The following is a 21,599-nucleotide window of genomic DNA, read 5'->3' as shown; positions in this document are numbered from 1 at the left end:
CGGACTCCACCGTCATCGTCCCTTCGGCACCGGGCAGTCCGGCCTCAAGCCGAACCGGGGCGTCCGGTCAGGTCGACGGGTCCAGGACCCGCAGCTCACGGACGTAGACCGCGGTGCCGTGGCCGAAGCCCGACACCAGCGGCTGGACCCGGGGCGCGACGACCGCGACCAGGCCGCGCGGTGTCACGGGCGCCCGCACCGCGTCCCCCGCGACCGAGAGCGCCAGCACGGTGGCGACCAGCGCGAGCAGCGGGACCGTCGCCAGCGCCGCGGGCAGCCCGGCGTGCTCGGCGACCAGGCCGATCAGGGGCGGACCGCCGAGCAGCCCGGTGTAGCCGACCGTGGTCGCCAGCGCGATGCCGCGGGCGCCCCCGAGGAGGCCGGCCCGCGAGACGGCCAGCGGGAAGACGTTCGCCAGCCCCAGTCCGACCACGACGAACCCGGCCAGGGCGGTCGGCACCGAGGTCGCGGTGACCGCGGCGATCCCGCCGGCGGCGGCCAGCACGGTGCCCCCGGCCAGCAGCCGCCGCTCCCCCAGGGCCGCCACCAGCCGGCCCCCGGCGAGGCGGCCGCAGGCCATGGCGAGGGAGAAGCCGGCGTACCCGGCGGCGGCCACCGCCGTCGTCGCCCCGAGCTCGTCGCGCAGGTGCAGCGCGCCCCAGTCCGAGAGCGCGCCCTCGCCGAAGGCGGTGCAGCCAGCGATGGCACCGAGGACGACGAGCACCGCGGTGGGCCGCGACCGCCGCTCGTCGGCGGCGGCGGCGCGGGGCGCCGCGGGCCGGGGCCCGTCCGCGCCGGCGAGGGCCCGCGCAGCCCACGCGGTGACCAGCAGCCCGGCGGCACCGACCAGCACCAGGTGGGCGGCCACGCCGGCGACCGTGGCGAGCAGGCCGCCGAGCAGCGCGCCGGCCAGGCCGCCGAAGCTGAACCCGGCGTGCAGGCCGGACAGCACCGGCCGCGCGAGCCGGCCCTCGACGGTGACACCGACCGCGTTGGCCGCCACGTTCACCATGCCGGTGGCCCCGCCGAAGACGAGCAGGGCGGCGCACAGCCCGGGCATGGACGTCGCCAGGCCGGGCAGCACCACCGACACGCAGAGCAGGAACGCCCCGAGGGTGGTCACCACCCCGGCGCCGAGGCGGGCGCACAGCGCGCCGGTGACCTGCATGGCGGCCAGCGCGCCGATGGACAGGCAGAGCAGCGCGACGCCGAGCGCGCTGTGCCCCACGCCCACCGTGGCGGCGACGTCCGGCACGCGGGCGGCCCAGCTGCCGAAGACCGCGCCGTCGAGGGCGAAGACGGCGGCCACCGCGGCGTGCAGCCGGGGCAGCGACGGCTCTCCGGGAGCGCGCAGGGGGACGGGTACGTGCGTGCGGGCACGCGAGAGCAGCGGAGAGGTGCGCACGGGGACCTCGCAGAGGGGACACGGGCCACCGCACAGGGGTGGCCGCTCGAGGGGCGGGGAGAGCACACGACCTCGGGCACCCACGTCCACGGTGGCAGCTCCGGGCGGCTCCCGCCGTCCCCACGTCTGTGCAGGTGGCCACAGCACCGGCTCAAACGTCACGGTGGTCACGTCCCGCCCCGCGGGTGGGACGTGCGGCACGGCGCGACGCCGTCCGCCGGCCCTCAGGCGGTCGTGTCGCGGACCCATCGACGACCGTCTATCTCATCGGCATACTGGCCGCGTGAGCGTCGACACCCCTCTCCCGCTGGCCGCGGTCTGCTGCGCTCCGCTGGTCCGCCGCCCGCTCTCCGCCGAGGAGGCCGGCGACCTCTCCCGGGTGCTCAAGGCGATCGCCGACCCCGCGCGGCTGCGGCTGCTGTCCCTGGTCGCGGCGCACGCCGGTGGGGAGGCGTGCGCCTGCGACCTGACCGAGCCGCTGGGCCTGTCCCAGCCGACGGTCTCCCACCACCTCAAGGTGCTGGTGGACGCCGGGCTGCTGTCCCGCGACAAGCGCGGGGTGTGGGCGTACTACGCGCTGGTGCCGGGCGCGCTGGACACGCTGGCCGGGGTGCTCAGCACCGCGGGCACGGCCGCCGACGCGCTGCCGTCGTCCGCCTGCTGACGGTCCGGTCGCCGCGGGCGTCAGCCGCCCCCGTCACCACCGCCTCCGCCGTCAGCGAAGCCGCCGTCACCGAAGCCCACCACGGCGGCGCTCCCCGCCGCGGTCCCGAACGTGTACCGCGCCGACAGGGTCGGATCCTGGGCGGCGAGCTCTCTGCGGGCCGCACGGATGCTGCGCCGGCCCACGTCCCGCTCGGCCTGCGGCGGCTCGAACACCGCGGCCCGGAGTCGGTGGTCCTGCATGGCCGCCCGGCCGCCGAGGGCGACCCGCCAGGGCTCGTCGACGGCACCGCGCTCCTCCCGCAGCCGGGCCAGCAGCCGGCGGCCCGATCGGGTGGGCGACACCGGCGCCGCCTCGCGCCGGGGCAGGGCGCCGAGCCCGCGAGGCCGGAGCAGGCCCTCCTGCTGCAGCCGACGGGCGAGGTTCCCGATCCGCTCGTCGCCGGCGAGTCGCCACCGGACCGTCTCCACGGTCCGGTGCCCGGTCGGCCCGATGGCGTCGAGCACGGCCGCCTCGACGGGATGACGCCGGGTCAGCTCCGCCGTCGCCAGCTCGCCGGGCGCGTGCACGCGCACCCGACCCGAGCGCACGAGCACGACCACCGCCGTGTCCACCACGCGGGCCGGGCCGCCGGCCAGGTGGGCCACCTCGTAGACGTCGAGCCGCGCTGCGGTGTCCGAGGTCCTGCCGCCCATGTCCTCACCCCCGCAGACGTGGTCGCTCCGGCCGACGTCTCCGCGGAGGGACCTGCCCCTGACGCTTCCATCCCGGCACGGACGGCGGAAGGGTCCTCCGTCGCCCGCCGAGCTGGTGGGCCCGGCATCGGCTGAGCTCGGGGGCGGGCCCCTCCGGGTGCCGCCGTCCGCCGCGGAGCCGATGCCGGTGCGCTCCGCTCCCGTGCACGACCACCACGTGACGGCCATGTGCGGAGGGCCGCCCCGTGGCCCGTGATCCGCAGGTCCGCGGGGCGCCCGTCCCTCGAGCCGGCCGAGCCCGGCCCGTCAGGCGGCCGACGCGGACTGCTCGGAGGCGACCACGAGGTGGCTCCCGCTCGTCCCGACGGGCGTGACGGGGAACCCCATCTCGACGAGGACGTCGGCGATCGCGGAGTTCATCGTCCGCTGCACCGACGCCTCCACCGCGGCGCCCCGGACCCGCTCGACGCTCATCCGGTCGTGCTGGCGCCAGCTGACCAGGATGCCGCGGTGACCGGGATCGGGGACCAGGCACACGCCGCCGGCCGGGCTGTCCTCGGCGCAGTCGTGCAGGCCGAACCCGGCCTCGACCAGAGCCGCGCTCACCTCCACCAGCAGCGTGGTCAGCGCGTCGGCGTCCGTCAGCAGCTCGTCCCAGTCCTCGGCCAGCCCGTCCAGCTGGTGCCCGAGCTCGGCGAGCCACGCCCGCTCGGCAGGCGACTGCCGCCGCACCAGGGTGCCGTCGGGCCGGCGCGCGCCGTAGACGGCGGACGCCGAGGCGGGCAGCCCCTCGCAGACCGCGGCCCAGTCCGCCGCGATCCGGTCGGGGAAGGGACCGGCCAGCACCCGGGCGCCCCGCTGGTCCCCGGCCTCGTCGACCAGCCACCACGCGGACACCTGACGGCCGGCCGGGTGGTTCGCCGAGCCGGCCTCGGGCCGCTGCTGGGGCGCCGCGGACGCCGCCTGCTGCCGGGCCTCCTGCGCGCGGGCGCGCTCGTACCGGGCCGTCGAGCTCCGGCCCAGCCCGATCACCAGGCCGATCAGTGCCACGAAGGCCAGCGCGGCCTCCACCAGCCCCACCATCACCACAGTCCACCTCCGCAGTGCGGTCCGGCCGCCGGACCGGCGGACCGGGTCCTCATCGACCTGATCCCGGGCGCCGGGCGCTCACCAGGCACGCCAGGCCCCCTGTGGCCCGGCGCCCCAGAGGGCCGCCCGCCGTGCCCAGTCCTGCACCCGCGCCCGGACGGGGACCCGCGGCCGGTCGGCCGGACGGCGCTGCGGCTCCTCGGCGGGCTCGAGCGCGAACAGGTCCAGGAGCAGGGCCAGCCCGTCGTCGGTCGGCCGGTGCTCGGATCTCGTGGTGGTGGGCGCGCTCACGCGGGGTCTCCTCAGGCGGGTCCGTCGCGGCCGGGGACGTGCCGCGGACAGCCCGAAAAGTAGGGGCCGACCAGGGCCGATCCGGGCTCGCGGACGCGCTGCGGAAGCGCCCGTCACCGCATCGTTGTGGAGGCCCCGTCCCGCGGCCGGTGACCCGTCGCTGCGCCCACCGCCTTGTCGACAAGCCCCCTGCGCCCGAGCGTGGAACGGCTCCCGGCGGCGCTCGGTCGCGCTCGCACCGGTGCGACACCGGCGCGTCGCGGCGCTCGGTCCAGGTGGGCCCGCCGCCGTCGCGGGTCAGCTGCGGAGGAAGGCGAGCACGGCGAGCACGCGGCGGTGGTCGTCGGGTCCCTGGTGCAGCCCGAGCTTGGTGAACACGCTGGGCACGTAGGCCTCGACGGTCTTCGGGCTGAGGAACAGCCGCTCCCCGATGGCCTGGTTGGACCGGCCCTCGGCCATGACCGCGAGGACCTCCCGCTCCCGGGTGCTCAGCTCGTCGACGGGGTTCCGTACGCGGCGCCGGCCCACCAGTTGCGCCACCACCGCCGGATCGATGACCAGTCCGCCGGCCGCGAGCCGGTGGAGGGCGTCGGTGAGCTCGGTCAGGTCGGTCACGCGCTCCTTGAGCAGGTACCCGGCTCCTGTCGCGTTGGTCTCGAGCAGCTGCAGGGCGTAGTGCGGCTCCACGTGGGCCGACAGCACCAGGATGCCGAGACGGGGGTGGCGTTCGCGCAGGGTGCGAGCGGCGTCGAGGCCCTCGGTGGTGAAGGTGGGCGGCATCCTGATGTCCACCACGACGACGTCGGGAGGGTCGTCGTCCACCCGGGCGACCAGCTCCGCGGCGTCGCGAGCCGTGGCGGTCACCTGGAACCCGGCTCCGGTGAGCAGGCGGGCGACCCCCTCCCGGAACAGCGCCGCGTCATCGGCGACGATCAGGCGCACGGGATCTCCGCCCGGACGGTCGTGCCGGCGCCCGCCGGGCTGTGCACGTCCAGCCGTCCGCCCTGGGCGGCGACGCGGTCGTCGAGCCCGCGCAGACCCGATCCCGTCGGGTCGGCGCCGCCCACACCGTCGTCGGCGATCTCCACCACGACGTGGCCGGGGCGGCGGCCGATCCCGATCCGCACCTCGCTCGCCGCCGCGTGCTTCGCGGCGTTGGCCAGCGCCTCGGACACCACGAAGTAGCAGGTCTGCTCGACCGGCGTGGGCATGCGGGGTCCGTCGTCGGCGGCGAGGACGACGGGGACGGGGGACCGATCGGCCAGCGACCGGAGCGCCGGGGTCAACCCGGCGTCGCTCAGCAGCACCGGGTAGATGCCGCGGGCGAGTTCCCGCAGCTCCCGCAGCGCCGTGTCCAGCTCCGCGGCGGTCTCGTCCAGCAGTGCCGCGGTCTCCGTCGTGGGCACCGTCCCCAGCTGCGAGCGCGCGAGGCGCAGCGCCAGGGCCACCGAGACCAGCGCCTGCTGCGCTCCGTCGTGGAGGTCGCGCTCGACCCGCCGGCGCGCGGCATCTCCCGCGTCGACCAACCGGGCCCGTGACGCCTGGGCCTCGCGCAGCTGTGCGCGGACCTCGGCGTGCAACCGCTCGTTCTGCAACGCCATCCCGGCGCCCGCGACCACGGCGTCCACCAGCTCGGGCTCGGCGACGAGTGCGGCGTCGTGCCGCAGGGCGGCGATGGGCTCGCCGTCGCGCTCCACCACGGTCACCGCACGCTCGTCGCCACCGGCTGCCATCGCGACCGGGACCCCGTGCGCGTCCACGAACACCCCCTCGTCCGGGATCCAGTAGGCCAGCTCCAGCGTCGGGTCGTGCACCGTCCGGGCGAGCGCCGCGCGGAGTCGGTCGGGCTCGGGGACGCCCGAGCCCAGCTCGATCATCAGCGAGCCCACCGAGGACCGGTCGAGCTGGCTGCGCATCAGGGCGATCAGCAGCGCCAGCGGCCACACGACGAGGACGACGTTGGCCGCCCAGGCCAGGGCCACGGCGACCTCGGGCGGGACCTGCAGCAGGTACCCGACGCGCTGCGCGAGGATCACCGCGACGATCCCGACGCCGCCCCAGACCGCGGGTGCCGCCGTGCGGCGCCGGACCGCGCTCGCCCGGCGCCACCGGCGCACGACCAGCGCGATCACCGACGCGGCGAACACCGCGACGAACGCCTGGGACCCGGCTCCCACCACGGTGAGCCCCTGCACGGCCCCCCGCACGGTGATCACGACGCCGCCCGGGGGAACGGCCTCCGTCGGGAGCAGGGGGACGCCGCGCAGCAGGAGGAGAACCAGGTCCGCCGGGGTGGCCAGCAGGTACGAGATCGTGACGACCACCCGCTGCGGCCAGGTCCGCACCCGGCCGTCGGGGAAGCTGACGAGCAGGTGGATGAGCACGCCGAGGTGCAGCGTGTTCAGCAGCATCCCGACCACGAACCCGGCGGGCGTCGCGATCGCCACGACGAGCCGGCCGAACCAGGCGAACCCCAGGACCACCATGAGCAGGCCCACCCGGCTGCCCGGACGACGTGACCAGGCGATCAGCCCCACGCCGATGAACGACCAGCCGACGGCGAGGTCGAGCACCAGCGTCGGAGCGAGGAGGTCCGCGGGCACCGTGTAGCCGCCCCAGACCAACGCAGCGCCGGCGCCGAGCCCGCCCAGCACCCCGGCGCCCGCCACCGCCGCCCGGGAGCGAGCAGTCACCCGCACGGGGGTGCCGCCTCCAGCAGTGCGCGGAGCGCGTTCCCGCTCAGCTGGTCCTTGGCTATGAACCCGCGCGCGCCTCCCTCGGAGAGCCGGTTCCCGTAGTCCCGCGCCGCCCGGCTGGAGACGAGGACGACGGCCGGCGGGGAAGGGAGGGCGGCCAGCGCGGCCGCCACCTGGAACCCGTCGGCGTCGGGGAGCTGCACGTCCAGCAGCACGACGTCCGGGCGCAGTGCGCGGGCGGCGCGCAGTCCACCCGCGCCGTCGGCCGCCTCGCCCACCACGGCGAACCCCCCGGCGGCGAGCAGCCGCCGGGCGATCGACCGGAACGCGGGGTGATCGTCCACGATGACCACCCGCGCCTCCACACCGGCATGCTCTCCGCCCGAGGGATCGGCGACTACCGGGCCAACCCTCGTGGCACACGCTCGCCGGCTCCCCCGCGGGCCGGGACGGAGCGACGAGGCTACGCCGCGGCCGAGCCGGCCGGTACCGCCTCGGACACCCGGCGCCGCCGGTCTGCTCGCCCGCTCGGACCCGCTCCGTCCCCGGCGCTACAGGGTCAGCCCTCGGGATCCCGCGGGGTGGCCCCGTGCCGGACGAGCGGCCCAGCCCTGACGCTCCATGCGACCGATGCACCGCACTCGACACCTCGAGGAGCCCTCCGATGCCCAGCGGACGCAGCGTGAACACCGGTCCAGCGGTGCACGGCGGTGACCTGCCGCTGACGGCGCCGGCGGTCGAGGACGTCGAGCAGCAGCCGTTGCCCGTGTCCGTGGCCCTGCACCTCGTGCCCGGGATCCTCACCGCCGCCGTCTTCTACGCCGCAGCGCCCGCGGTGATGCGCGCGGGCTACCCGGCCATCGGCGCCGCCGTCCTCGCCGTCGGCCTGGTCCTCGTCACCGCCGAGCTCGGCTGGCTGCTGCGCGAGGCACACCGACGCACCGGCTCCTGGCGCATCGCCGCCGTGCTGCCCTTCCGGCCGGGGCCGTTCACGTGGCGCAAGGTCCTGCTGGTCGTGGCCCTGGTGGCCTGGGGCTTCGCCGTGTCCGTGCTCGGGATCGGCAGCAGCATCAAGGACTCCTTCTTCTCCTGGATGCCCGGCTGGGCGCTCGATCCCCTTCCGGCGGGTTTCGCCGAGAGCGGCAGCGGCACCGCGAAGACCGTCACGGCCGTCGGCTACGTCCTGATCCTGATCCTGCTCGGCCCCCTCGTCGAGGAGCTCTACTTCCGGGGCTACCTGCTGCCCCGCATCGGGCGGTTCGGCGCCTGGGCCGTACTCGTCAACACCAGCCTGTTCGCCCTCTACCACCTGTGGAAGCCGTGGGACGTGGTCAACCTGATCATCATCCTCGGGCCCATGGTGTACGTGGTCTGGCGGTTCAGGGACATCCGGATCGGCATCGCGGCCCACATCACGCTCAACAGCCTCGCGCTGCTGAACATCCTCCCGATCCTGCTCTGACGTCGACCTCGGCCGCGCGGGTGCCGGCGAGCGGCGTGGCCGATGTCGTCAGGCCGGCGGCAGGTCGGTGCGCTCCTCGAGTGCCGCGCGGGCGTCCCACGGTCCGGGGTCAGTGGTGGATCGCCAGGTCGCCACCTGAGCCCGGGCCCATCGGGCCCAGCGGAGCACGGTCGTCTCCTGCTCCAGGTACAGCCTGGTACCCAACGCGTTGAGGTGCAGGCGCTGGGGGAACTCGGTGTCGCCTTCGAGGGCACGTTCGGTCATCGCCCGGAGGTCGGCCAGTCGTTGGGCGGCTTCGCGCTCGATCCCAGCCAGTACGGCGGTGAGCTGTTCCAGCGAGCCGGCGTCGGCGTAGAAGAGCTTGAGCATGGCTTCGAACTCGATGGTGCGCGGCGCGGCAGGCTCGTCGAGCCACTGACGCAGGGCGCGACGGCCCTCGTCGGTGATGCTGTAGACGGTGCGGGGCCGTAGGCCGGTGTGACCCTTGGTGGCCGTCGCGAGTCCCTCATCGACCAGGCGTCTGGGCTCGTCGTAGATCTTCCGCTCGGCTCGGGGCCAGAACCAGTTCAGGCTGCGGGTGACCTGTTTGGCCAGTTCGTACGTGGTCCAGGACCGCACCGACAGCAGTCCCAGGATCGCGTACGAGGTGGTCGTACGCCGAGTGCTCCGGGTCGAGGGCATGCTGGAGATTGACATGGTGCCCAGGGCAGGGTCTAGGCTGTCGATACTGCAGAAGGCAGTATGTATGGGCAGTGGAGCCATCATGGCCACCTCGAACCCCGGCCGGCAGAAGGACCTCCCGAGCGCCGACCGACCCCCGACCGCCCGCCCCCGGGTACAGGTCGTCGTCGCGCACCCGGACGACGAGACCTTCGGCTGCGGCTCGTGGCTGTTGCACGCCGCGACCGCCGGCGCCATCACCGCGGTCTGCTGCGCCACCCGCGGGGAGGCGGGCGAGCCACCGCCCGGCCGGACGTGGCGTCCTGCGCACCTCGCTGCGGTGCGGGAGCGCGAACTGCGTGAGGCCGCGCCACTGCTCGGCGTCGAGCGCGTCGACCTGCTCCACTTCGTCGACTCCGGGATGACCGGGCCGCTCCCTCACGGCAGTCTGAGCGGTGCACCGTTCGAGCAGGTGGTCAGCGCGGTGGTCCAGCATGTCGCGGACTTCCGCCCCGACGTGCTGCTCACCATCGAGGACGGCGACGGCCACCGGGACCACACCCGGATCCGTGACGCCGCACTCGTCGCGGCACAGGCCGTCGGTGTGCAGAGGGTCTACCTCAACTGCCTCCCGCAGTCCCTCCTGGCGCGCTGGCTGGCCGTCATGCGAGAGCAGCGCCCCGACATCGCCTACCTCGACGAGGACATCACCGTCAGCGGGACCCCGGACGAGGACGTCACGACCGTTGCCGACACCACCGACCACGTGGCCGAGCGAGAGCGGGCCATCGCCGCGCACGCGTCCCAGGCCTCACCGTTCGAGGGCCTGCCTCCGGACCTGCGTCTGGCATTCCTCGGCACCGCATACGCGCGTCGCGTCGTGCCGCCGTGGACCGGTGGCTCGTGGGAGGAGTCCTTGGTGCCCGAGGCGGACCGTGCCATCCGCATCGGCCCCGGAGGAGCGGGAGGGCGTGCGCCGTCATGACCTCGAGGGCCGCTCCTACAACGGCTTCGTCGGTCAGCGACGCCGCCGACTGCCGCGTCGACAGCCACGTCGACCAGAGGTCGGTCTCCGCGGCCTCGACACCTCGCGTCGGCTCTGCCGCACGTCGGATCCCCACTGTCGAACCTGGTGGAGGTGGGACATGCCGTCCTCTCCGTTCGCGCTGAACCTCCGCGACGCCACGAGCTACGTGTCGGCCGGTGAGCTGGTCACCGTGCTCGCCGCGGCGGAGCAGACAGGCGGCTCCTTCGGGTTGATGGAAGGAGTGATCGCCAAGGGCGCCGAGCCACCACCGCACGTGCACCACCGGGAGGACGAGTCCTTCTTCGTGCTCGAGGGGGAAGTCGTCGTCCGCGTGGGCGACGACACGTTCGTGGCCACCCCCGGCTCGTTCGTCTTCTGCCCCCGCGACGTACCGCACCTGTTGACGGTGCGGACGGAGCAGGTGCGGAGCCTCAGCTGGGTCACGCCCGGCGGTCTGGAGTCGTTCTTCGTCGAACTCGGTGAGCCGGCACCCGACCGGAGCCTGCCGGCCGAGCAGGCACCGCCCGATCTGGAACGGGTCGTGACACTGGCTGCGCACTACGGCGCCGAGCTGCTCACGGACTGGCCATAGAGCCGGGTCGCGCCCGGATGGCGATGGACCCATGTCCCCCGGACGTCGGGCGGGCCCGGCCCAGGGCTCGACCAACGGTCACCCTGGTGCCCCGTCGTGCGAGTCGAGCTCAGCGCCTGGACCAGTACGGAACGGCAGTTCTCCCCCCGGAGAGCGCTCGCCGGCGGCCACCGTCCCGCTCACCAGGGCGCTGTGCAGGCATGGCTGGAGTGGCGCCCGGCCGGACATCGACCGGCAGGCATGGCGACGTGACGCTGGGTGGGCCCCGTGGGGATCGAACCCACAACCCGCGGATTAAAAGGGCGCGGGAGGTCTGTCCACCGAGGTGCGCCTACGTCCGTCTGGCCTGGTCAGCGGCTTGTGGAGTAAGTCGCGGACCCCCGCGGACGACCGTGAACGCCGTTCGCTGGCCACCACGCTGGCACCAGCCGGCACCCCAAAGAACAGGACGGCCCCGCCGATGCTGGGACACCGAACGGGGCCTTGATCCCCACCTAGAAGGACTGAGGACCATGCTCGACGTTACCGCCCACCTGCCCGCCGACGAGACCACCACGGCCCCCAGCACGTCCCTTGCCGCCGACGTCCGTGCGCTGCTGCGGAACCCGCAGACGCTGCTCACCGTCGTGTGGCCGGTGGTGACCTACCTCCTGGGCTTCGGCATGGCGACGGCCCTGTAAGCAGTTCAGCCCGAACGGGCTCCCGGCTTAATGTGCACCGCGGGCCTCGCGGTGGACGCTAGAAGCCCTCAGTCAGGCCCTGACCTCTGCTCTACCCAATCCGAGTGGGGGCTCGGACGAGCATCGCCACCGGCCCCGTCGAACATTGTGAGGATGCTTATTAGATCACCGACAGAAAAGAATCGGAGTTTGAGTGTTTCTCGGTCTTGCTATCCTCACGATCCTGGGGCTCGCCATTCACACGGCGCTGGTGGCCTGGGCTGTCAACATGGGCACGGATTCACTGAGGCGGGAGGTCGTCGCCCTGCGAGAGGAACTTGCCATCCGCACCCAGTGAGCAACTAGTGCCGCGCCGGGCAACGTTCGCCCTGAAGGCGGCTCGGTGAGACAGCGGCGTGTCGACCTGTCTCACCGAGTGAGGGGGTCCGGTAGTGCCCGCTAACCGTCGCCGTCACCGCCGTCCCCCACGTCACCGAAGCCAGTGCTCCAGTCGGGCGGGGGCTCCGTTGGCTCGGCCGCTTGGTAGGCGACCGTATCTTCGAGCGCCACCTGCTCAGGCAGGACCTGATAGCCGGGGCTGCCGCTGTCAGGCCAGCGTGTACGAGCATCGTCCGGTGCTGTCATGATCGTCACCTTTCGCCATCCGGGGTGCCGCGTCTACCAGTCCGCGCCGCATCGGCAGGGGGCGAACGTTGGCGGCCGGGGTACTAGCCCCGGCTCCGAAGGGATGACTCAAACGCCAGGGGCGAACTGGAGCCGGAAGTGTCAGGCGGTTCTGCGGCGGTAGCTGTGAAGGATCGCCAGCTCCGGCAGGGTCCAGCCGTTGAAGACGCCGTGACGGATGTTGAAGTCGTCGATGGCTTCGGTGACGGTGTGCGCCGGGTTGGAGACCGCACGGGCGGTGCAGGAGACGATGACGGCGGACAGGTCGCCGTCCGGGAAGCCGGCGGCGTCGAACCCGTTCCCGCGGACGTAGCGGCGCACCATCGCCTCGACGATGGGCAGGTGGTGCTCGGCCAGCCCGACGACGGTGGTGTCGCCGGGCCGGCCGAGGTACGCGGCCACGTCCTCCGCGATGGGAGGCATCAGGCCGGGATGGTGATGCCGCTCAGCACGACGATGGCCTCCGGGTTGAGCGGGGCGGCGTCGTACCGGGCGGTGACCCGAAGGGCCATCTGGTCGTAGTCCCCGAACGTCTGGTCGAGCACCTTGACCGTGGGCGCCTGGTCGCGGGCAACGGCGATCTGGGAGAAGTCGACCAGCGCGGCGCGGGCGGTCGGGGTGGTCGCGGTGGTGTCGGGCACCCGGGACGTGATGGTGACCGGAGCGCCGAACAGGCGGAACACGCCGTCCTGCGTGGGGTCGGGCTGGAGCTGGTAGCGGCTGCCGGCGTCCTTGAGCTTGCGCAGCTCGGTGAACTCCCGCGGCTTCATGACCCACCGCAGCCGGCTCATGTCCACGTTGGCGGCCAGGGCCAGGCCCCAGGCGTCGAGCAGGTGGTCGAGGTCTAGCGCGCCACCGACCGGGACCGTCTGCGTGCCGGAGTAGGCGAACAGGCCCCGCGGGGTGGTGGTGCCGTCGCCTCCGGCGCCGAACAGCTGGGCGTCGATCTTCGCGGCGACGTCGCGCACCAGGCGGTCCCGCAGCGCGGCGTCAAGGCTGACGACGGACTGGCGGGCCAGCTCGTTGCTAAACCGGGTCAGCGTCTTGACCGACTTCATGGTCGAGGGCAGAAGGGTCACCTCGTCGAAGTCGACCTCGACCTCGGTGATCTGCTCGTTCTCGCCGTGCCACGACGGGTTGGTCGGGGCGCCCATCTTGGGAACGCGGACCGGACTGCCGTTGGTGTCGAAGATGCGCGGGCCGGCGGCCAGGAAGGCGGACGCGGCGCTGAGGGGCTGAACGAGGATGGTCTGCACCTGCTCGCGGGTGAGCTCGGGTGCGGTGGCGGTACTGGCGGGCATGGGTGGCTCCAGACGTGAGATCGAAAGGGATCACGCCGGCCGCCAGGACCGCAGCGAAGGGGCGAGGCGCCAGGCCTCGCCCCTTCATCATACCCCTCGGGGGTATTAGTCTTGCGTGTAGTTGGGATTGACCCCGCTGTGCCGGATCGCGGACAGCTCCTGAGCGATCGCCAGCAGCGCGGCCACCTCGGCGGCCTTGAGCCGCTGGTCAACGGTCAGGTGGTCTTGGTCGTCGAAGTAGCCGGAGCTTTGCCCCTTGGCAGCACCGATGGCCTGGCATAGCGAGTCCCATGCGGTCGCGTAGTCGCTCATGGTGCGCTCGTCCCCCTATTCAGCTCGCGCGGGACCGGAGCAGGCCCGCGAGGTCGACCGTCGTCGGACCCGAGGTCGCACCCTGCCCGATGTCACCGACAGGACGGCGGGCGGCCAGGTGAGGCTTGCGGGTCAGCAGCTCGTCGATGGCGGCGGTCAGCGCGGCCTCGTCGTCGAGGTGCGCGGCGTCGAACGGCAGGTCGGTGGGGTCGGCCAGCCGGCCGGTGGAGGCCACGAGCGCCCCGTGGAGCCGCTGGGCCAGCGCGTCGGCCTCCTGGGCTCGGGTGCGGTAGCGGGCGTTCTCCTGGCGCAGCTCGCGGACGTAGGCGGCCGGGAACGTCTCGGGCTCCGGGGCCCGACTCGTCCCGCCGACCGGCTGCTCGACCTGGCGGGACGGCGGGGGGCCCTCCGCGGGTCCCAGGTCGAGCGTAGGAGCGTCCTCGCTGGTGGGCTCGCTGGAAGTGGTGCTCTCGGTGATCTCGGGCATGGTGGTGGGTCCTCTCATCGCTGAACGGGTCGGGGTGCGGTAGCGGTGATGGTCGGGATCGGGCTGCACGAACAGCCCTTGTGGACGGGCATCTTGTGATCGGCGGGCCAGACCCGGCCGTCGCGGTGCCACCAGCGGCAGAGTTGGCAGGCGTTGGCCGACAGGCCCCGCTTCCAGCCGGTGACGTGCGGACTGCGGGCCATGCCCTCGCTGTAGGCGCGGGCGGCGGTGGTCAGCGGCTCGGCGCGGGCCAGCCGAGCCACCCGAGCCGATAGGTCGGGCTGCCCGGCCGGCGTGGCTAGCTCGGTGCGAGCCACCGGGGCCGGCAGGTCGGAGCTGACCTCGACGGCCTCCAGCAGCGTCCTGGAGGCCCTGACCAGCCTCTCGGGCTCCCCCGGGGTGGGCAGCAGCCCCAGCGGTGCCACAGGGACGCCGAGGGCCACGGTGACCGCGGCGGCCAGGGACAGGTCCGCGACCGTGACGGCCTGGGCGTTGGCGGTGGCGACCAGCACGGCCAGCGCGGCGGCGAACTGCTCGTCGGTCAACGCCCCGGCCTGCCAGGCGGCGAACAGCTCCAGCGCCCGGCGCTCGGTGTCCCCGGCCAGCCCGCGGATGGTCTCGGCGTAGCTCACGACGCCTCCGCGGTCGGGAGCAGGCTGGTCAGGTCCAGCCCGGCGCCGTCCAGGGCCTCCCCGCGGCGAGCGTCACGCACCCGCTGCACCTGCGCCGGGCTCCACCCCATCTGCTCGGCCAGCACCACCGACAACGGCACGCCGATCCCGGCGAGCTTGGCGGCGGCGTCCGCGGACTGCGCCGGAGTGCGGGTCTCCGGGTTCGCCCACACCGTTTCCACATCCAGGGACAGCGGGTCCACCCCATCGCGGACGGCCAGGATCAGCCGCGCGACGTCGGCCCACGCCTGCCCGAACGTGCGCGCCTTGGACTGCGCCCGGGCCACCAGGGACGCCTCAGCCGACCGGATCGCGTCGGCGGACGCGGGCTGGTCGCCGTGCAGCCCGAGGTAGTGCGGCGGCAGCCCGGTCAGCGCGCCGATCTCTTGGGTCAGCGTGGCGATCAGGTCGCCGTAGCCGTCCAGCCGGGCGGCGTCGAACTGCCCGAACTTGGTCTCCGGCGCCTCGGACTGCCACAGGCTGTCCAGCTCGGTGGAGAACGGCTTGACCGGGTTCCCCTCGTCGTCGGTGACGATCTCCAGGCCGGTCACCCAGCGGCGCGGCCGGGCGTAGAACTCGCTGGTGACCATCGCGTCGGCGTGCAGCTTGGCGATGGCGTCGGCCAGGTCCAGCACCGGCCCCATCTCCGACACTCCGTCGACGTCGAGCAGTCGGCCGCGGTTGACCAGCGGCACCACCGGCACGACAGCGAGCGGGTTGGGGATGGTCTGCGTCGCGGTCCAGCCGGTGAGCGGAATCGCGCCGGCCTCCACAACGGTCGCCTCGGACACGTAGCGGGTGATCCGGTCGGGCTCGTACACCACCGCGTGCGCCTGGCCGCCAGCGGTCCACCGCTTGACCGCGGCAGTCACCGTCCGGTCGGCCGGGTCGACCTCGACGGCCACCTGCCGGGCCGACTCCACCGTCACCCGCGGCACAGCCGGGTCCCGGCCGGCCCACACGATGACGAACGACCGGCCGTAGACCAGCGCGTCGGCGTGCGCGGCGTCGGCGGCCTCGTCCATCCGGTTGCGGCGCCACACTCGCCACAGCGCCTCGTTCGGCTGCGGGTGACCGGGTCCCTCGGTGCGGAACCCGGTCACCCGCAGCCGCTCGGCCAGCGAGCCGACCGCCAGCCGCGGGAAGTTCACCGCCAGGGTCCGCAGCCGGTCCCCCAGCGCCTCCTTGGCCTCCGGGGAGAGGAACGCGGACGGCTGCGTGCCCAGCCAGTAGCCGTCCAGGGTGGCCAGCCGGCCGGCGTCCTCGTCGAGCTTGCGGCCCAGGGTCTCCAGGTAGGTCTTGGTCATCGGAAAGCAACCGCCCTTCTGCGGGTTGGCTTGCGGGTGGCGCGCCAGGTGGCGCGGGAATGAGCCATGACCGCGCACGCGGCCAGGTCGATACGTCGGGTCGAGCCGCGCTTGCCCTTGTCCAGACGCACCCCACGGGCGTCCTCGGTCACCACGGCGTTCCCGATGTGGCGGGCCAGGTCCGCATCCCCGGAGTGCGACAGCTCCCCGGCGATGCACGCGGCGTACAGGTCAGTGGTCGCCGGAGTCAGCCGGCCGGTGGAGTGCGGGAACTCCACCACCGGCAGGCCCTCGGCCTCGAGCGCCTGCAACGTGCGGGTCCACCGGAACGGGTCGGCCACGATTTCGACGACCTTCCAGCGGCGACAGGCGGCCCGTACGGCGTCCTCCACCTGCGCGACCGGCACCCGGTAGTCCGAATCACCGGCCGGCGGCTCCCACAGGCCCACGACGGCCATGTGCGGGCGAGGCGAGACGGTCGCCACCAGCAGCGCAGTTGCGTCACCGTTGAAACTGCCGTCCAGGGCCACCACGACCTCGGCGCCCTCGGGCACGTCCTCCCCGGTCGACAGCCGGTCCCACACCCCTTCGGGCAGGAACGCCCCCGACGTGTCGGTCACGAACTGACAGAGGCGGGCGCGGCGGAACGTCGCCTCCCGCGTCTTCGGCGGCAGCAGCGCGGCCAGCGCGTCCCGGTGCAGGAAGTCATCCAGCGCCGGGTTGGCCAGCTCCCAGCAGTGCTCGCAGTCCACCGGGTGATCGGTGAACCCGGCCGCGGAGAACTCCCGCCACACGAACGACGGGTCCGCCGGGTTGGCGCGGGCGTAGTCCCGCATGTCGGTCAGTACCGAGTTGTGCGGGTCCGGGCCGGGCGTGCCGATCCCCAGCAGCGTCGAGGACTCCCGCTTGCCCTGCGCCAGCGCCACGACCTCGTAGACCTCGCGGGAGATCACCCCGATCTCATCGAGGATCGCCAGGGTCGGGTCCAGACCCTCCAGCCGCTTCGGCTCGGCCGGCAGGCAGGTGAACGACGCACCCCGGCCCGGCACCACCAGCCGGTCCTTGTAGACCTGCACGCGGGCGCTCAGCCGCTCGTCGAGCTCCACCATGCGCGCCGCGGTGCCGAACACGATCCCGGCCTGCCGCTCGTCGGTCGCGGCGACGACCACTGAGGCGCCCTCGTCGCCGAGCAGTAGGTCGTACAGGCCCAGTGCGGCCACCAGCGTCGACTTGCCCTGCCCTCGCGGCAGCATCCAGCCGGCCAGCCGGGGACGCGGGTCCTCATCCCACACCGACCCGATGAGGTCGAGCTGCCACGGCCGCAGCCGCAGCCGCCTCCGCGCTCCGGTCCCCTTGGGCACCGTGCAGAAGGTGGAGACGAACGCGGCCAACCGCGCCGCACCCTGCTCCCGAGACCGGAAGGGCAGCGGCGAAGGGTCCACCGCGGCCTTGGGACCGGCCCTCATAGCCTCTTCGCATGAGTCAGGAGACGAGCGGGCTGATCGCCCAGGTGATGCCCGTATTCCTGCTCGTGCTGGTCGCGAAAGGCAGCGCCTTCCTCAACATGGTCAAGAGCATCGACCGTCCCTACCGGCGGTCGGACCCGGACGGGAGCCGTCGAGCACACCAGGTGACGTTTGTCATCGTCGCTCTCGTACTGCTCGGCGAACTCGTCGCGGTTATCGGCGGAGGAAGGTCCGACGGGCTCAACCACTTTTGGGGCGCCTTGGTGTGGACTTCCTTTGGAGTCGTGCTGTTCTACAGCCTCTACGAGCTGTCCGGCGGAGACGGGCCGTCGCCCCCGCAAGAGTGATCGCCCCTCTGCCTTCCCCCCCGGGTCCCTAAGCCGGTCGGTCGGCCCTCCGTCCCCTGGTCGAGCGGGACCGCGGCGGGCGTTGCACGACCGGCACACGACCTCGACGTCGCACAGTCGGATGGGCAGGCCCTCGGCGCGTCGCTGCCACGCGGCCGGGCTGTGGTCAGCCGTCAGGTCCTCGGTGGTCCCGCACTCGGTGCAGAACGGTTGCATCCGGCGGGCACGCTTGCTCAGCGCATCCCAGGCGCTGTCGTACCCGCGGTCACGGGCTGACCGCTTGATGGTGCGATGGGTGCGGGCGTGGGTCGGGGCGCACTCGTCGCAGCGGCTGCGCTCGGTGGGCTCGCCACAGGTGAGGCAGGGTCGTATGGTCATGCTGACCACCCGGCCTGCGGTTGCGTGGCGGGCACGCTGGGATCGGCAGTTAGGAACGCGACTGGTGTCGCACTGATCCCGTTGTCGCTGCCGTCTTTCGTCTCGACGACGTAAAGGGAGGCGCGGCTGCCGTCGTGGCCGAGTCGTCTGCCGCGGGGGCTGTCTACTGCTCCGCGCTCACTGTCGATCGCACTCTTCTTTCTTGAGTTCGCCGCAGGGTGGCGCACAACTTCCGGGAGTTGGATACGAGTAGGTGGCGCACAACTCCCCGAGTTGTGGGCCGCGGATGGCGCACAACTTCCGGGGATCGCAGCTCGGTAGAGGCTCTTCCGGCCATGCCCTCCGGGGACCTCGCGGACGAGCCAGCCGTCCTGGACGGCCCGTTGCAGGTGCCGGTCGAGGGTTCGCGGTGGCAGCCCGGTGGCGTTCACCATCTCGTCGCGCCAGACGTGCAGTTCCCCGGTGGGGGTGAGTAGGTCAGCGAGGACCAGCAGCGTCGCCTTGACGGGCCGCTGAGAGGCCGGGAACGCCTCCGAGGCGACCGCCTTTCGCCACCGGTTCCGCGGCGTCAGGCGGGTCACCTGTCGACCGCCACGAGTTCGACGACGGGGCTGTCTCGGTGGTCGAGGTAGGCGAGCACGTCGTCGAGTCGGTTGGACGGGCAGGAGAGCACCCGCCGGTACGGGCAGCGCATGTGGGGGACGCCGAGCTTGTCGAGGATGGGCACGAGGCCGGCGCCGTGCAGGTAGCTGGTGTTCCGTGGGCCGACCTCGATGCGGATGACGCGGGGGGTGCGTCGGCGGTTGGTGGTCACGCGACCTCCCGCATCCGGGTCTCGTGTTCGCGGGCGCGTGCGGCCTTCTCAGGCTCGCCGCGGAGGTCACACAGCTCGGCGTAGCGGGGGCGGTTGGCGGTTCGGTGGACCTGGGCAACGATCTCCGGGGACCAGACGGCCGGTTCCTCGTACTCCCGCAGCACGTCGAGCTCGGCGTGGAGCCGGCGGGCGTGCTCGGCGGGGTCCCAGTAGGTCCGCCAGCACTCGGCGGCGGCCACGACGGCGGCCACCTTCGCGGGACCGTCCGGCAGGGCTTCCCATTCCGGCGTGCCGTAGGTGGGCACGTTCGGCCCACCCGCGGTGATGAACCTTGCCGCCCACGGCAGCGCGGCCGGTAGCCCGGCCAGTCGGTTGTCCGTACGATTTGCTGCGGAACCGCTGCCCATGTGAGTTCCGCGACCCTCGCTCAGTTGCCGCTGAGCGGGGGTCTTCATGTTGAGGGGCATCAGGCGACCCCCTGCCGGTCCGCCTGCTGCTCAAGCCGGGCGACGTACTCCATGACGGCTGACGCGGGGACGAAGCGGCGACGGCCGATCTTGACCGTCCGGAGCTTCCCCGACGTGATCAGCTCGTAGACCTTGGTCCGGCCTAGGCCTCCGAGGGCCTGGCCAGCGTCCGGATAGATCGGAAGCAGTACGGGCTGCATGTCCGCTCCCTCTGGTGAGGTAGTTACAGCCTTGGGATTCCGAAGGCCTGAGCGGACGGTAAAGGACGTTGGCGGCCTCGTCAAGCCTTGCGGTTCTGCATGCTGCACCGTACCGTCCCGAACGTGGACGAACTTGACAGGCTGATCGCCAAGCGGCTCGGGGCCTTCCTGGAGAACAGCGGTATGCGGCGCCAGGACCTCGCCAACGCCATGAACGTCATGGGCTTCCGGTGGACGGCCAACCGTGTGACCCAGGTCGTAACCGGCCGGCGCCCGCTGTCGCTGCTTGAGCTGGCGGGCATCTGTGCGCACGGCGTGCCGCTGTCCGAACTCTTGGGCGAGGATGGCGAGATTCAGTTGCCGGACGGAACCGTGCGAGTCGCAGAGCTGTGGCCTGCACTCAGCGGCGAGGGAACGTGGGCACAGCGCGCCGCCCGCGAGCGAGGAATCGCTGGGACCTCAGTCGAGGGATGGATACCGAACGAAGCGGCGATCAAGGCAGGCAAGCGCCTCGGGATCGCCCCCGGTCTCGTTGACCTCTGGGCTCACAGCTTGTGGGGTCACTCCCTTGCCGACGAGCGCGATCGGCGCGTGGGTTCCACACGCGAGGGCGAGACGCCGCGAGCGTTGCAGGCGCGTCGTGGCCACGTGACGCGCGCACTCATTGAGGAACTGAAAGTGGCGAGGAAGCGGGAGCTCGCGGAGCTCATGCAGAGCGATCAAGTCGAGGAGCGCCAGTGAGCAGACGTGCGGCGAGCGGCGAGTCATCGATCTACAGGGACGAGGACGGCCGCTGGCACGGCTACGTGTCGATGGGCAAGAAGGAGAATGGCCGCCGCGACCGGCGCCACGTGACCGCGATGAAGCGGGCTGACGTCGTGGCCAAGGTGCGGGCCCTGGAGGCCAAGCGGGACGCCGGCATCGCTGGCGCCGCCGGTAAGGTGCCGACCGCCGGACAGTGGCTAGATCACTGGCTCGACACGATCGCGGCGCGCAAGGTGCGGCCCTCCACGCTGGTCCGCTACCGGCAGCTCGTGGTGAACCAGCTCGTTCCCGGCATCGGGCACCACCGGCTCGACCGCCTACAGCCCGAGCACGTGGAGAAGCTGTACGGCGACCTGGAGGCCGGTGGCCTGGCGCCCGCCTCCGTGCTCCAGGCGCACCGAGTGCTCTCCCGGGCGCTCAAAGTCGCCACGCAGCGCGGCAAGGTCGCTCGCAACGTGTGCACGCTGGTCGACGCGCCCAGCGTGGAGCGCGACGAAATCCGGCCGCTGACCGCGGGGGATGCGCGGCGAGTGCTGGAGGCGGCGCGTGGGCGCCGGAACGCGGCCCGCTGGTCGGTGGCCCTGGCCCTGGGCCTACGGCAGGGCGAGGGCCTGGGCCTGACCTGGGACGCGGTCGACCTCGATGCCGGCACTCTGACCGTGCGCCAGGCGCTCCAGCGACAGCCCGGCAAGGGGCTGGTCTTCGTGCAGCCGAAGTCTCGGGCCGGACGGAGAACGATCGCACTCCCGGGACCACTGCGTGACGCGCTCCGGGCACACCGGACGGCCCAGCTCGCTGAGCGGATGGCGGCCGGCTCCCAGTGGCAGGACAACGACCTCGTGTTCTGCCAGGAGAACGGCCAGCCGATCGACCCGCGGAGCGACCACCGTGCCTGGCGCGCTCTCCTGGCCGACGCGAAGGTGCCACAGGCGCGATTGCACGACGCCCGGCACACCGCGGCGACGCTGCTCCTGCAGCAAGGTGTACCGGCGCGGGTGGCGATGGAGATGCTGGGTCACTCGCAGATCAGCCTGACCCTCGGCACCTACTCGCACGTCGCCCCCGAGCTGGCAGAGGACGCCGCTCGACGCATGGGGGAGGCACTGTGGGGCTGAGTGGCCACCACAGCGGCACCAGGGGTGGGACCTCCACACCTTTAG

Annotated in this window: 27 protein-coding genes; 8 read left to right on the top strand and 19 right to left on the bottom strand. The window is 73.0% G+C overall.

Translation table 11 applies throughout. The features are described 5' to 3' along the window. Nucleotides 1-67 precede the first annotated feature (67 nt). Nucleotides 68-1,405 (bottom strand): MFS transporter, encoded by a 1,338-nt coding sequence (locus ACI78Z_RS08565; protein WP_457036100.1) that lies wholly within the window; start codon nucleotides 1,403-1,405, stop codon nucleotides 68-70. A 283-nt stretch (nucleotides 1,406-1,688) separates the two neighbouring features. Between ACI78Z_RS08565 and ACI78Z_RS08560 the strand changes: the two genes are divergently transcribed. Continuing rightward, the gene (locus ACI78Z_RS08560; protein WP_457036099.1) at nucleotides 1,689-2,069 is read left to right on the top strand and encodes an ArsR/SmtB family transcription factor; all 381 of its coding nucleotides are present in this window, start codon (nucleotides 1,689-1,691) and stop codon (nucleotides 2,067-2,069) included. A 20-nt stretch (nucleotides 2,070-2,089) separates the two neighbouring features. Here the strand turns inward: ACI78Z_RS08560 and ACI78Z_RS08555 are convergent, their stop codons facing one another. From ACI78Z_RS08555 to ACI78Z_RS08530, 6 genes are all read right to left on the bottom strand, one after another. Beyond that, nucleotides 2,090-2,764 carry a TIGR04222 domain-containing membrane protein gene (locus tag ACI78Z_RS08555; RefSeq protein ID WP_457036098.1) on the bottom strand — a complete coding sequence of 225 codons (675 nt, stop codon included), beginning with the start codon at nucleotides 2,762-2,764 and terminating at the stop codon, nucleotides 2,090-2,092. 306 nt (nucleotides 2,765-3,070) lie between these two features. Next, a complete protein-coding gene (locus ACI78Z_RS08550) occupies nucleotides 3,071-3,847 on the bottom strand; it encodes a hypothetical protein (RefSeq protein ID WP_457036156.1) in 777 nt (258 codons plus the stop codon). 84 nt (nucleotides 3,848-3,931) lie between these two features. Then, nucleotides 3,932-4,144 carry a hypothetical protein gene (locus ACI78Z_RS08545; protein WP_457036097.1) on the bottom strand — a complete coding sequence of 71 codons (213 nt, stop codon included), beginning with the start codon at nucleotides 4,142-4,144 and terminating at the stop codon, nucleotides 3,932-3,934. Between the two features lie 297 nt (nucleotides 4,145-4,441). Then, a complete protein-coding gene (locus ACI78Z_RS08540) occupies nucleotides 4,442-5,086 on the bottom strand; it encodes a response regulator (protein ID WP_457036096.1) in 645 nt (214 codons plus the stop codon). Then, nucleotides 5,077-6,837 (bottom strand): histidine kinase, encoded by a 1,761-nt coding sequence (locus ACI78Z_RS08535; protein WP_457036095.1) that lies wholly within the window; start codon nucleotides 6,835-6,837, stop codon nucleotides 5,077-5,079. The genes ACI78Z_RS08540 and ACI78Z_RS08535 overlap by 10 nt, the downstream gene beginning before the upstream one ends. Next, nucleotides 6,834-7,193 (bottom strand): response regulator, encoded by a 360-nt coding sequence (locus tag ACI78Z_RS08530; protein WP_457036094.1) that lies wholly within the window; start codon nucleotides 7,191-7,193, stop codon nucleotides 6,834-6,836. The genes ACI78Z_RS08535 and ACI78Z_RS08530 overlap by 4 nt, the downstream gene beginning before the upstream one ends. A 311-nt stretch (nucleotides 7,194-7,504) precedes the next feature. Here ACI78Z_RS08530 and ACI78Z_RS08525 point away from each other — a divergent pair, with 311 nt between their 5' ends. Then, entirely contained in the window at nucleotides 7,505-8,302 is a 798-nt protein-coding gene (locus ACI78Z_RS08525; protein ID WP_457036093.1) for a CPBP family intramembrane glutamic endopeptidase, read from the top strand. Nucleotides 8,303-8,350: 48 nt separating this feature from the next. Here the strand turns inward: ACI78Z_RS08525 and ACI78Z_RS08520 are convergent, their stop codons facing one another. Then, entirely contained in the window at nucleotides 8,351-8,998 is a 648-nt protein-coding gene (locus tag ACI78Z_RS08520; protein ID WP_457036092.1) for a PadR family transcriptional regulator, read from the bottom strand. A 67-nt stretch (nucleotides 8,999-9,065) separates the two neighbouring features. Here ACI78Z_RS08520 and ACI78Z_RS08515 point away from each other — a divergent pair, with 67 nt between their 5' ends. From ACI78Z_RS08515 to ACI78Z_RS08505, 3 genes are all read left to right on the top strand, one after another. Next, nucleotides 9,066-9,947, top strand: a complete 882-nt coding sequence (locus ACI78Z_RS08515; RefSeq protein WP_457036091.1) for a PIG-L deacetylase family protein — start codon at nucleotides 9,066-9,068, stop codon at nucleotides 9,945-9,947. Nucleotides 9,948-10,107: 160 nt separating this feature from the next. Further along, complete coding sequence (locus tag ACI78Z_RS08510; protein ID WP_457036090.1) at nucleotides 10,108-10,581, top strand: quercetin 2,3-dioxygenase; 474 nt, start codon at nucleotides 10,108-10,110, stop codon at nucleotides 10,579-10,581. Nucleotides 10,582-11,093: 512 nt separating this feature from the next. Continuing rightward, nucleotides 11,094-11,261, top strand: a complete 168-nt coding sequence (locus tag ACI78Z_RS08505) for a hypothetical protein (protein WP_457036089.1) — start codon at nucleotides 11,094-11,096, stop codon at nucleotides 11,259-11,261. Between the two features lie 438 nt (nucleotides 11,262-11,699). Here the strand turns inward: ACI78Z_RS08505 and ACI78Z_RS08500 are convergent, their stop codons facing one another. From ACI78Z_RS08500 to ACI78Z_RS08465, 8 genes are all read right to left on the bottom strand, one after another. After that, complete coding sequence (locus tag ACI78Z_RS08500) at nucleotides 11,700-11,885, bottom strand: hypothetical protein (protein WP_457036088.1); 186 nt, start codon at nucleotides 11,883-11,885, stop codon at nucleotides 11,700-11,702. A gap of 141 nt (nucleotides 11,886-12,026) precedes the next feature. After that, the gene (locus tag ACI78Z_RS08495; RefSeq protein WP_457036087.1) at nucleotides 12,027-12,347 is read right to left on the bottom strand and encodes a hypothetical protein; all 321 of its coding nucleotides are present in this window, start codon (nucleotides 12,345-12,347) and stop codon (nucleotides 12,027-12,029) included. Continuing rightward, on the bottom strand, nucleotides 12,347-13,225 hold the full coding sequence (locus tag ACI78Z_RS08490) for a phage major capsid protein (protein ID WP_457036086.1): 879 nt from the start codon (nucleotides 13,223-13,225) through the stop codon (nucleotides 12,347-12,349). The genes ACI78Z_RS08495 and ACI78Z_RS08490 overlap by 1 nt, the downstream gene beginning before the upstream one ends. A 105-nt stretch (nucleotides 13,226-13,330) precedes the next feature. After that, nucleotides 13,331-13,537: a hypothetical protein gene (locus ACI78Z_RS08485; protein ID WP_457036085.1), complete on the bottom strand. Its 207-nt coding sequence runs from the start codon at nucleotides 13,535-13,537 to the stop codon at nucleotides 13,331-13,333. A gap of 19 nt (nucleotides 13,538-13,556) precedes the next feature. Then, nucleotides 13,557-14,024, bottom strand: a complete 468-nt coding sequence (locus tag ACI78Z_RS08480) for a hypothetical protein (RefSeq protein WP_457036084.1) — start codon at nucleotides 14,022-14,024, stop codon at nucleotides 13,557-13,559. Between the two features lie 14 nt (nucleotides 14,025-14,038). After that, nucleotides 14,039-14,656 (bottom strand): hypothetical protein, encoded by a 618-nt coding sequence (locus ACI78Z_RS08475; RefSeq protein ID WP_457036083.1) that lies wholly within the window; start codon nucleotides 14,654-14,656, stop codon nucleotides 14,039-14,041. Further along, the gene (locus tag ACI78Z_RS08470; protein ID WP_457036082.1) at nucleotides 14,653-16,002 is read right to left on the bottom strand and encodes a phage portal protein; all 1,350 of its coding nucleotides are present in this window, start codon (nucleotides 16,000-16,002) and stop codon (nucleotides 14,653-14,655) included. Before ACI78Z_RS08470 ends, ACI78Z_RS08475 begins: the two co-directional genes overlap by 4 nt. Continuing rightward, complete coding sequence (locus ACI78Z_RS08465; RefSeq protein WP_457036081.1) at nucleotides 15,999-17,468, bottom strand: terminase large subunit domain-containing protein; 1,470 nt, start codon at nucleotides 17,466-17,468, stop codon at nucleotides 15,999-16,001. The genes ACI78Z_RS08470 and ACI78Z_RS08465 overlap by 4 nt, the downstream gene beginning before the upstream one ends. Before the next feature lie 11 nt (nucleotides 17,469-17,479). Here ACI78Z_RS08465 and ACI78Z_RS08460 point away from each other — a divergent pair, with 11 nt between their 5' ends. Beyond that, the gene (locus ACI78Z_RS08460) at nucleotides 17,480-17,815 is read left to right on the top strand and encodes a hypothetical protein (protein ID WP_457036080.1); all 336 of its coding nucleotides are present in this window, start codon (nucleotides 17,480-17,482) and stop codon (nucleotides 17,813-17,815) included. 955 nt (nucleotides 17,816-18,770) lie between these two features. On the opposite strand, the gene ACI78Z_RS08455 is transcribed toward ACI78Z_RS08460, so the two are convergent. From ACI78Z_RS08455 to ACI78Z_RS08445, 3 genes are read right to left on the bottom strand one after another with little or no spacing between them, the layout of a single operon-like run. Beyond that, the gene (locus ACI78Z_RS08455; protein ID WP_457036079.1) at nucleotides 18,771-19,007 is read right to left on the bottom strand and encodes a hypothetical protein; all 237 of its coding nucleotides are present in this window, start codon (nucleotides 19,005-19,007) and stop codon (nucleotides 18,771-18,773) included. After that, nucleotides 19,004-19,462 carry a hypothetical protein gene (locus ACI78Z_RS08450; protein WP_457036078.1) on the bottom strand — a complete coding sequence of 153 codons (459 nt, stop codon included), beginning with the start codon at nucleotides 19,460-19,462 and terminating at the stop codon, nucleotides 19,004-19,006. Before ACI78Z_RS08450 ends, ACI78Z_RS08455 begins: the two co-directional genes overlap by 4 nt. An 11-nt stretch (nucleotides 19,463-19,473) precedes the next feature. Beyond that, a complete protein-coding gene (locus tag ACI78Z_RS08445; protein ID WP_457036077.1) occupies nucleotides 19,474-19,674 on the bottom strand; it encodes a helix-turn-helix domain-containing protein in 201 nt (66 codons plus the stop codon). A gap of 123 nt (nucleotides 19,675-19,797) precedes the next feature. On the opposite strand from ACI78Z_RS08445, the gene ACI78Z_RS08440 reads away from it, so the two are divergent. Together ACI78Z_RS08440 and ACI78Z_RS08435 are read left to right on the top strand one after the other, a co-directional pair. Next, entirely contained in the window at nucleotides 19,798-20,415 is a 618-nt protein-coding gene (locus ACI78Z_RS08440) for a helix-turn-helix domain-containing protein (protein WP_457036076.1), read from the top strand. Then, nucleotides 20,412-21,554 carry a tyrosine-type recombinase/integrase gene (locus ACI78Z_RS08435; RefSeq protein ID WP_457036075.1) on the top strand — a complete coding sequence of 381 codons (1,143 nt, stop codon included), beginning with the start codon at nucleotides 20,412-20,414 and terminating at the stop codon, nucleotides 21,552-21,554. Before ACI78Z_RS08440 ends, ACI78Z_RS08435 begins: the two co-directional genes overlap by 4 nt. Nucleotides 21,555-21,599: the final 45 nt, after the last annotated feature.

The sequence above is a fragment of the Geodermatophilus sp. SYSU D01176 genome, from assembly GCF_054050015.1.
Note: the sequence above shows the minus strand (reverse complement) of the source record. Positions and strands in the feature narration are given on the sequence as shown.

Bases quoted from the DNA above. Each gene is read 5' to 3' on its own strand.
- ACI78Z_RS08555 (WP_457036098.1), bottom strand. From the start codon at position 2,764: ATGGGCGGCAGGACCTCGGACACCGCAGCGCGGCTCGACGTCTACGAG.
- ACI78Z_RS08550 (WP_457036156.1), bottom strand. From the start codon at position 3,847: ATGGTGGGGCTGGTGGAGGCCGCGCTGGCCTTCGTGGCACTGATCGGC.
- ACI78Z_RS08525 (WP_457036093.1), top strand. From the start codon at position 7,505: ATGCCCAGCGGACGCAGCGTGAACACCGGTCCAGCGGTGCACGGCGGT.
- ACI78Z_RS08520 (WP_457036092.1), bottom strand. From the start codon at position 8,998: ATGTCAATCTCCAGCATGCCCTCGACCCGGAGCACTCGGCGTACGACC.
- ACI78Z_RS08515 (WP_457036091.1), top strand. From the start codon at position 9,066: ATGGCCACCTCGAACCCCGGCCGGCAGAAGGACCTCCCGAGCGCCGAC.
- ACI78Z_RS08510 (WP_457036090.1), top strand. From the start codon at position 10,108: ATGCCGTCCTCTCCGTTCGCGCTGAACCTCCGCGACGCCACGAGCTAC.
- ACI78Z_RS08505 (WP_457036089.1), top strand. From the start codon at position 11,094: ATGCTCGACGTTACCGCCCACCTGCCCGCCGACGAGACCACCACGGCC.
- ACI78Z_RS08500 (WP_457036088.1), bottom strand. From the start codon at position 11,885: ATGACAGCACCGGACGATGCTCGTACACGCTGGCCTGACAGCGGCAGC.
- ACI78Z_RS08495 (WP_457036087.1), bottom strand. From the start codon at position 12,347: ATGCCTCCCATCGCGGAGGACGTGGCCGCGTACCTCGGCCGGCCCGGC.
- ACI78Z_RS08490 (WP_457036086.1), bottom strand. From the start codon at position 13,225: ATGCCCGCCAGTACCGCCACCGCACCCGAGCTCACCCGCGAGCAGGTG.
- ACI78Z_RS08485 (WP_457036085.1), bottom strand. From the start codon at position 13,537: ATGAGCGACTACGCGACCGCATGGGACTCGCTATGCCAGGCCATCGGT.
- ACI78Z_RS08480 (WP_457036084.1), bottom strand. From the start codon at position 14,024: ATGCCCGAGATCACCGAGAGCACCACTTCCAGCGAGCCCACCAGCGAG.
- ACI78Z_RS08470 (WP_457036082.1), bottom strand. From the start codon at position 16,002: ATGACCAAGACCTACCTGGAGACCCTGGGCCGCAAGCTCGACGAGGAC.
- ACI78Z_RS08465 (WP_457036081.1), bottom strand. From the start codon at position 17,468: ATGAGGGCCGGTCCCAAGGCCGCGGTGGACCCTTCGCCGCTGCCCTTC.
- ACI78Z_RS08460 (WP_457036080.1), top strand. From the start codon at position 17,480: ATGAGTCAGGAGACGAGCGGGCTGATCGCCCAGGTGATGCCCGTATTC.
- ACI78Z_RS08450 (WP_457036078.1), bottom strand. From the start codon at position 19,462: ATGAAGACCCCCGCTCAGCGGCAACTGAGCGAGGGTCGCGGAACTCAC.
- ACI78Z_RS08445 (WP_457036077.1), bottom strand. From the start codon at position 19,674: ATGCAGCCCGTACTGCTTCCGATCTATCCGGACGCTGGCCAGGCCCTC.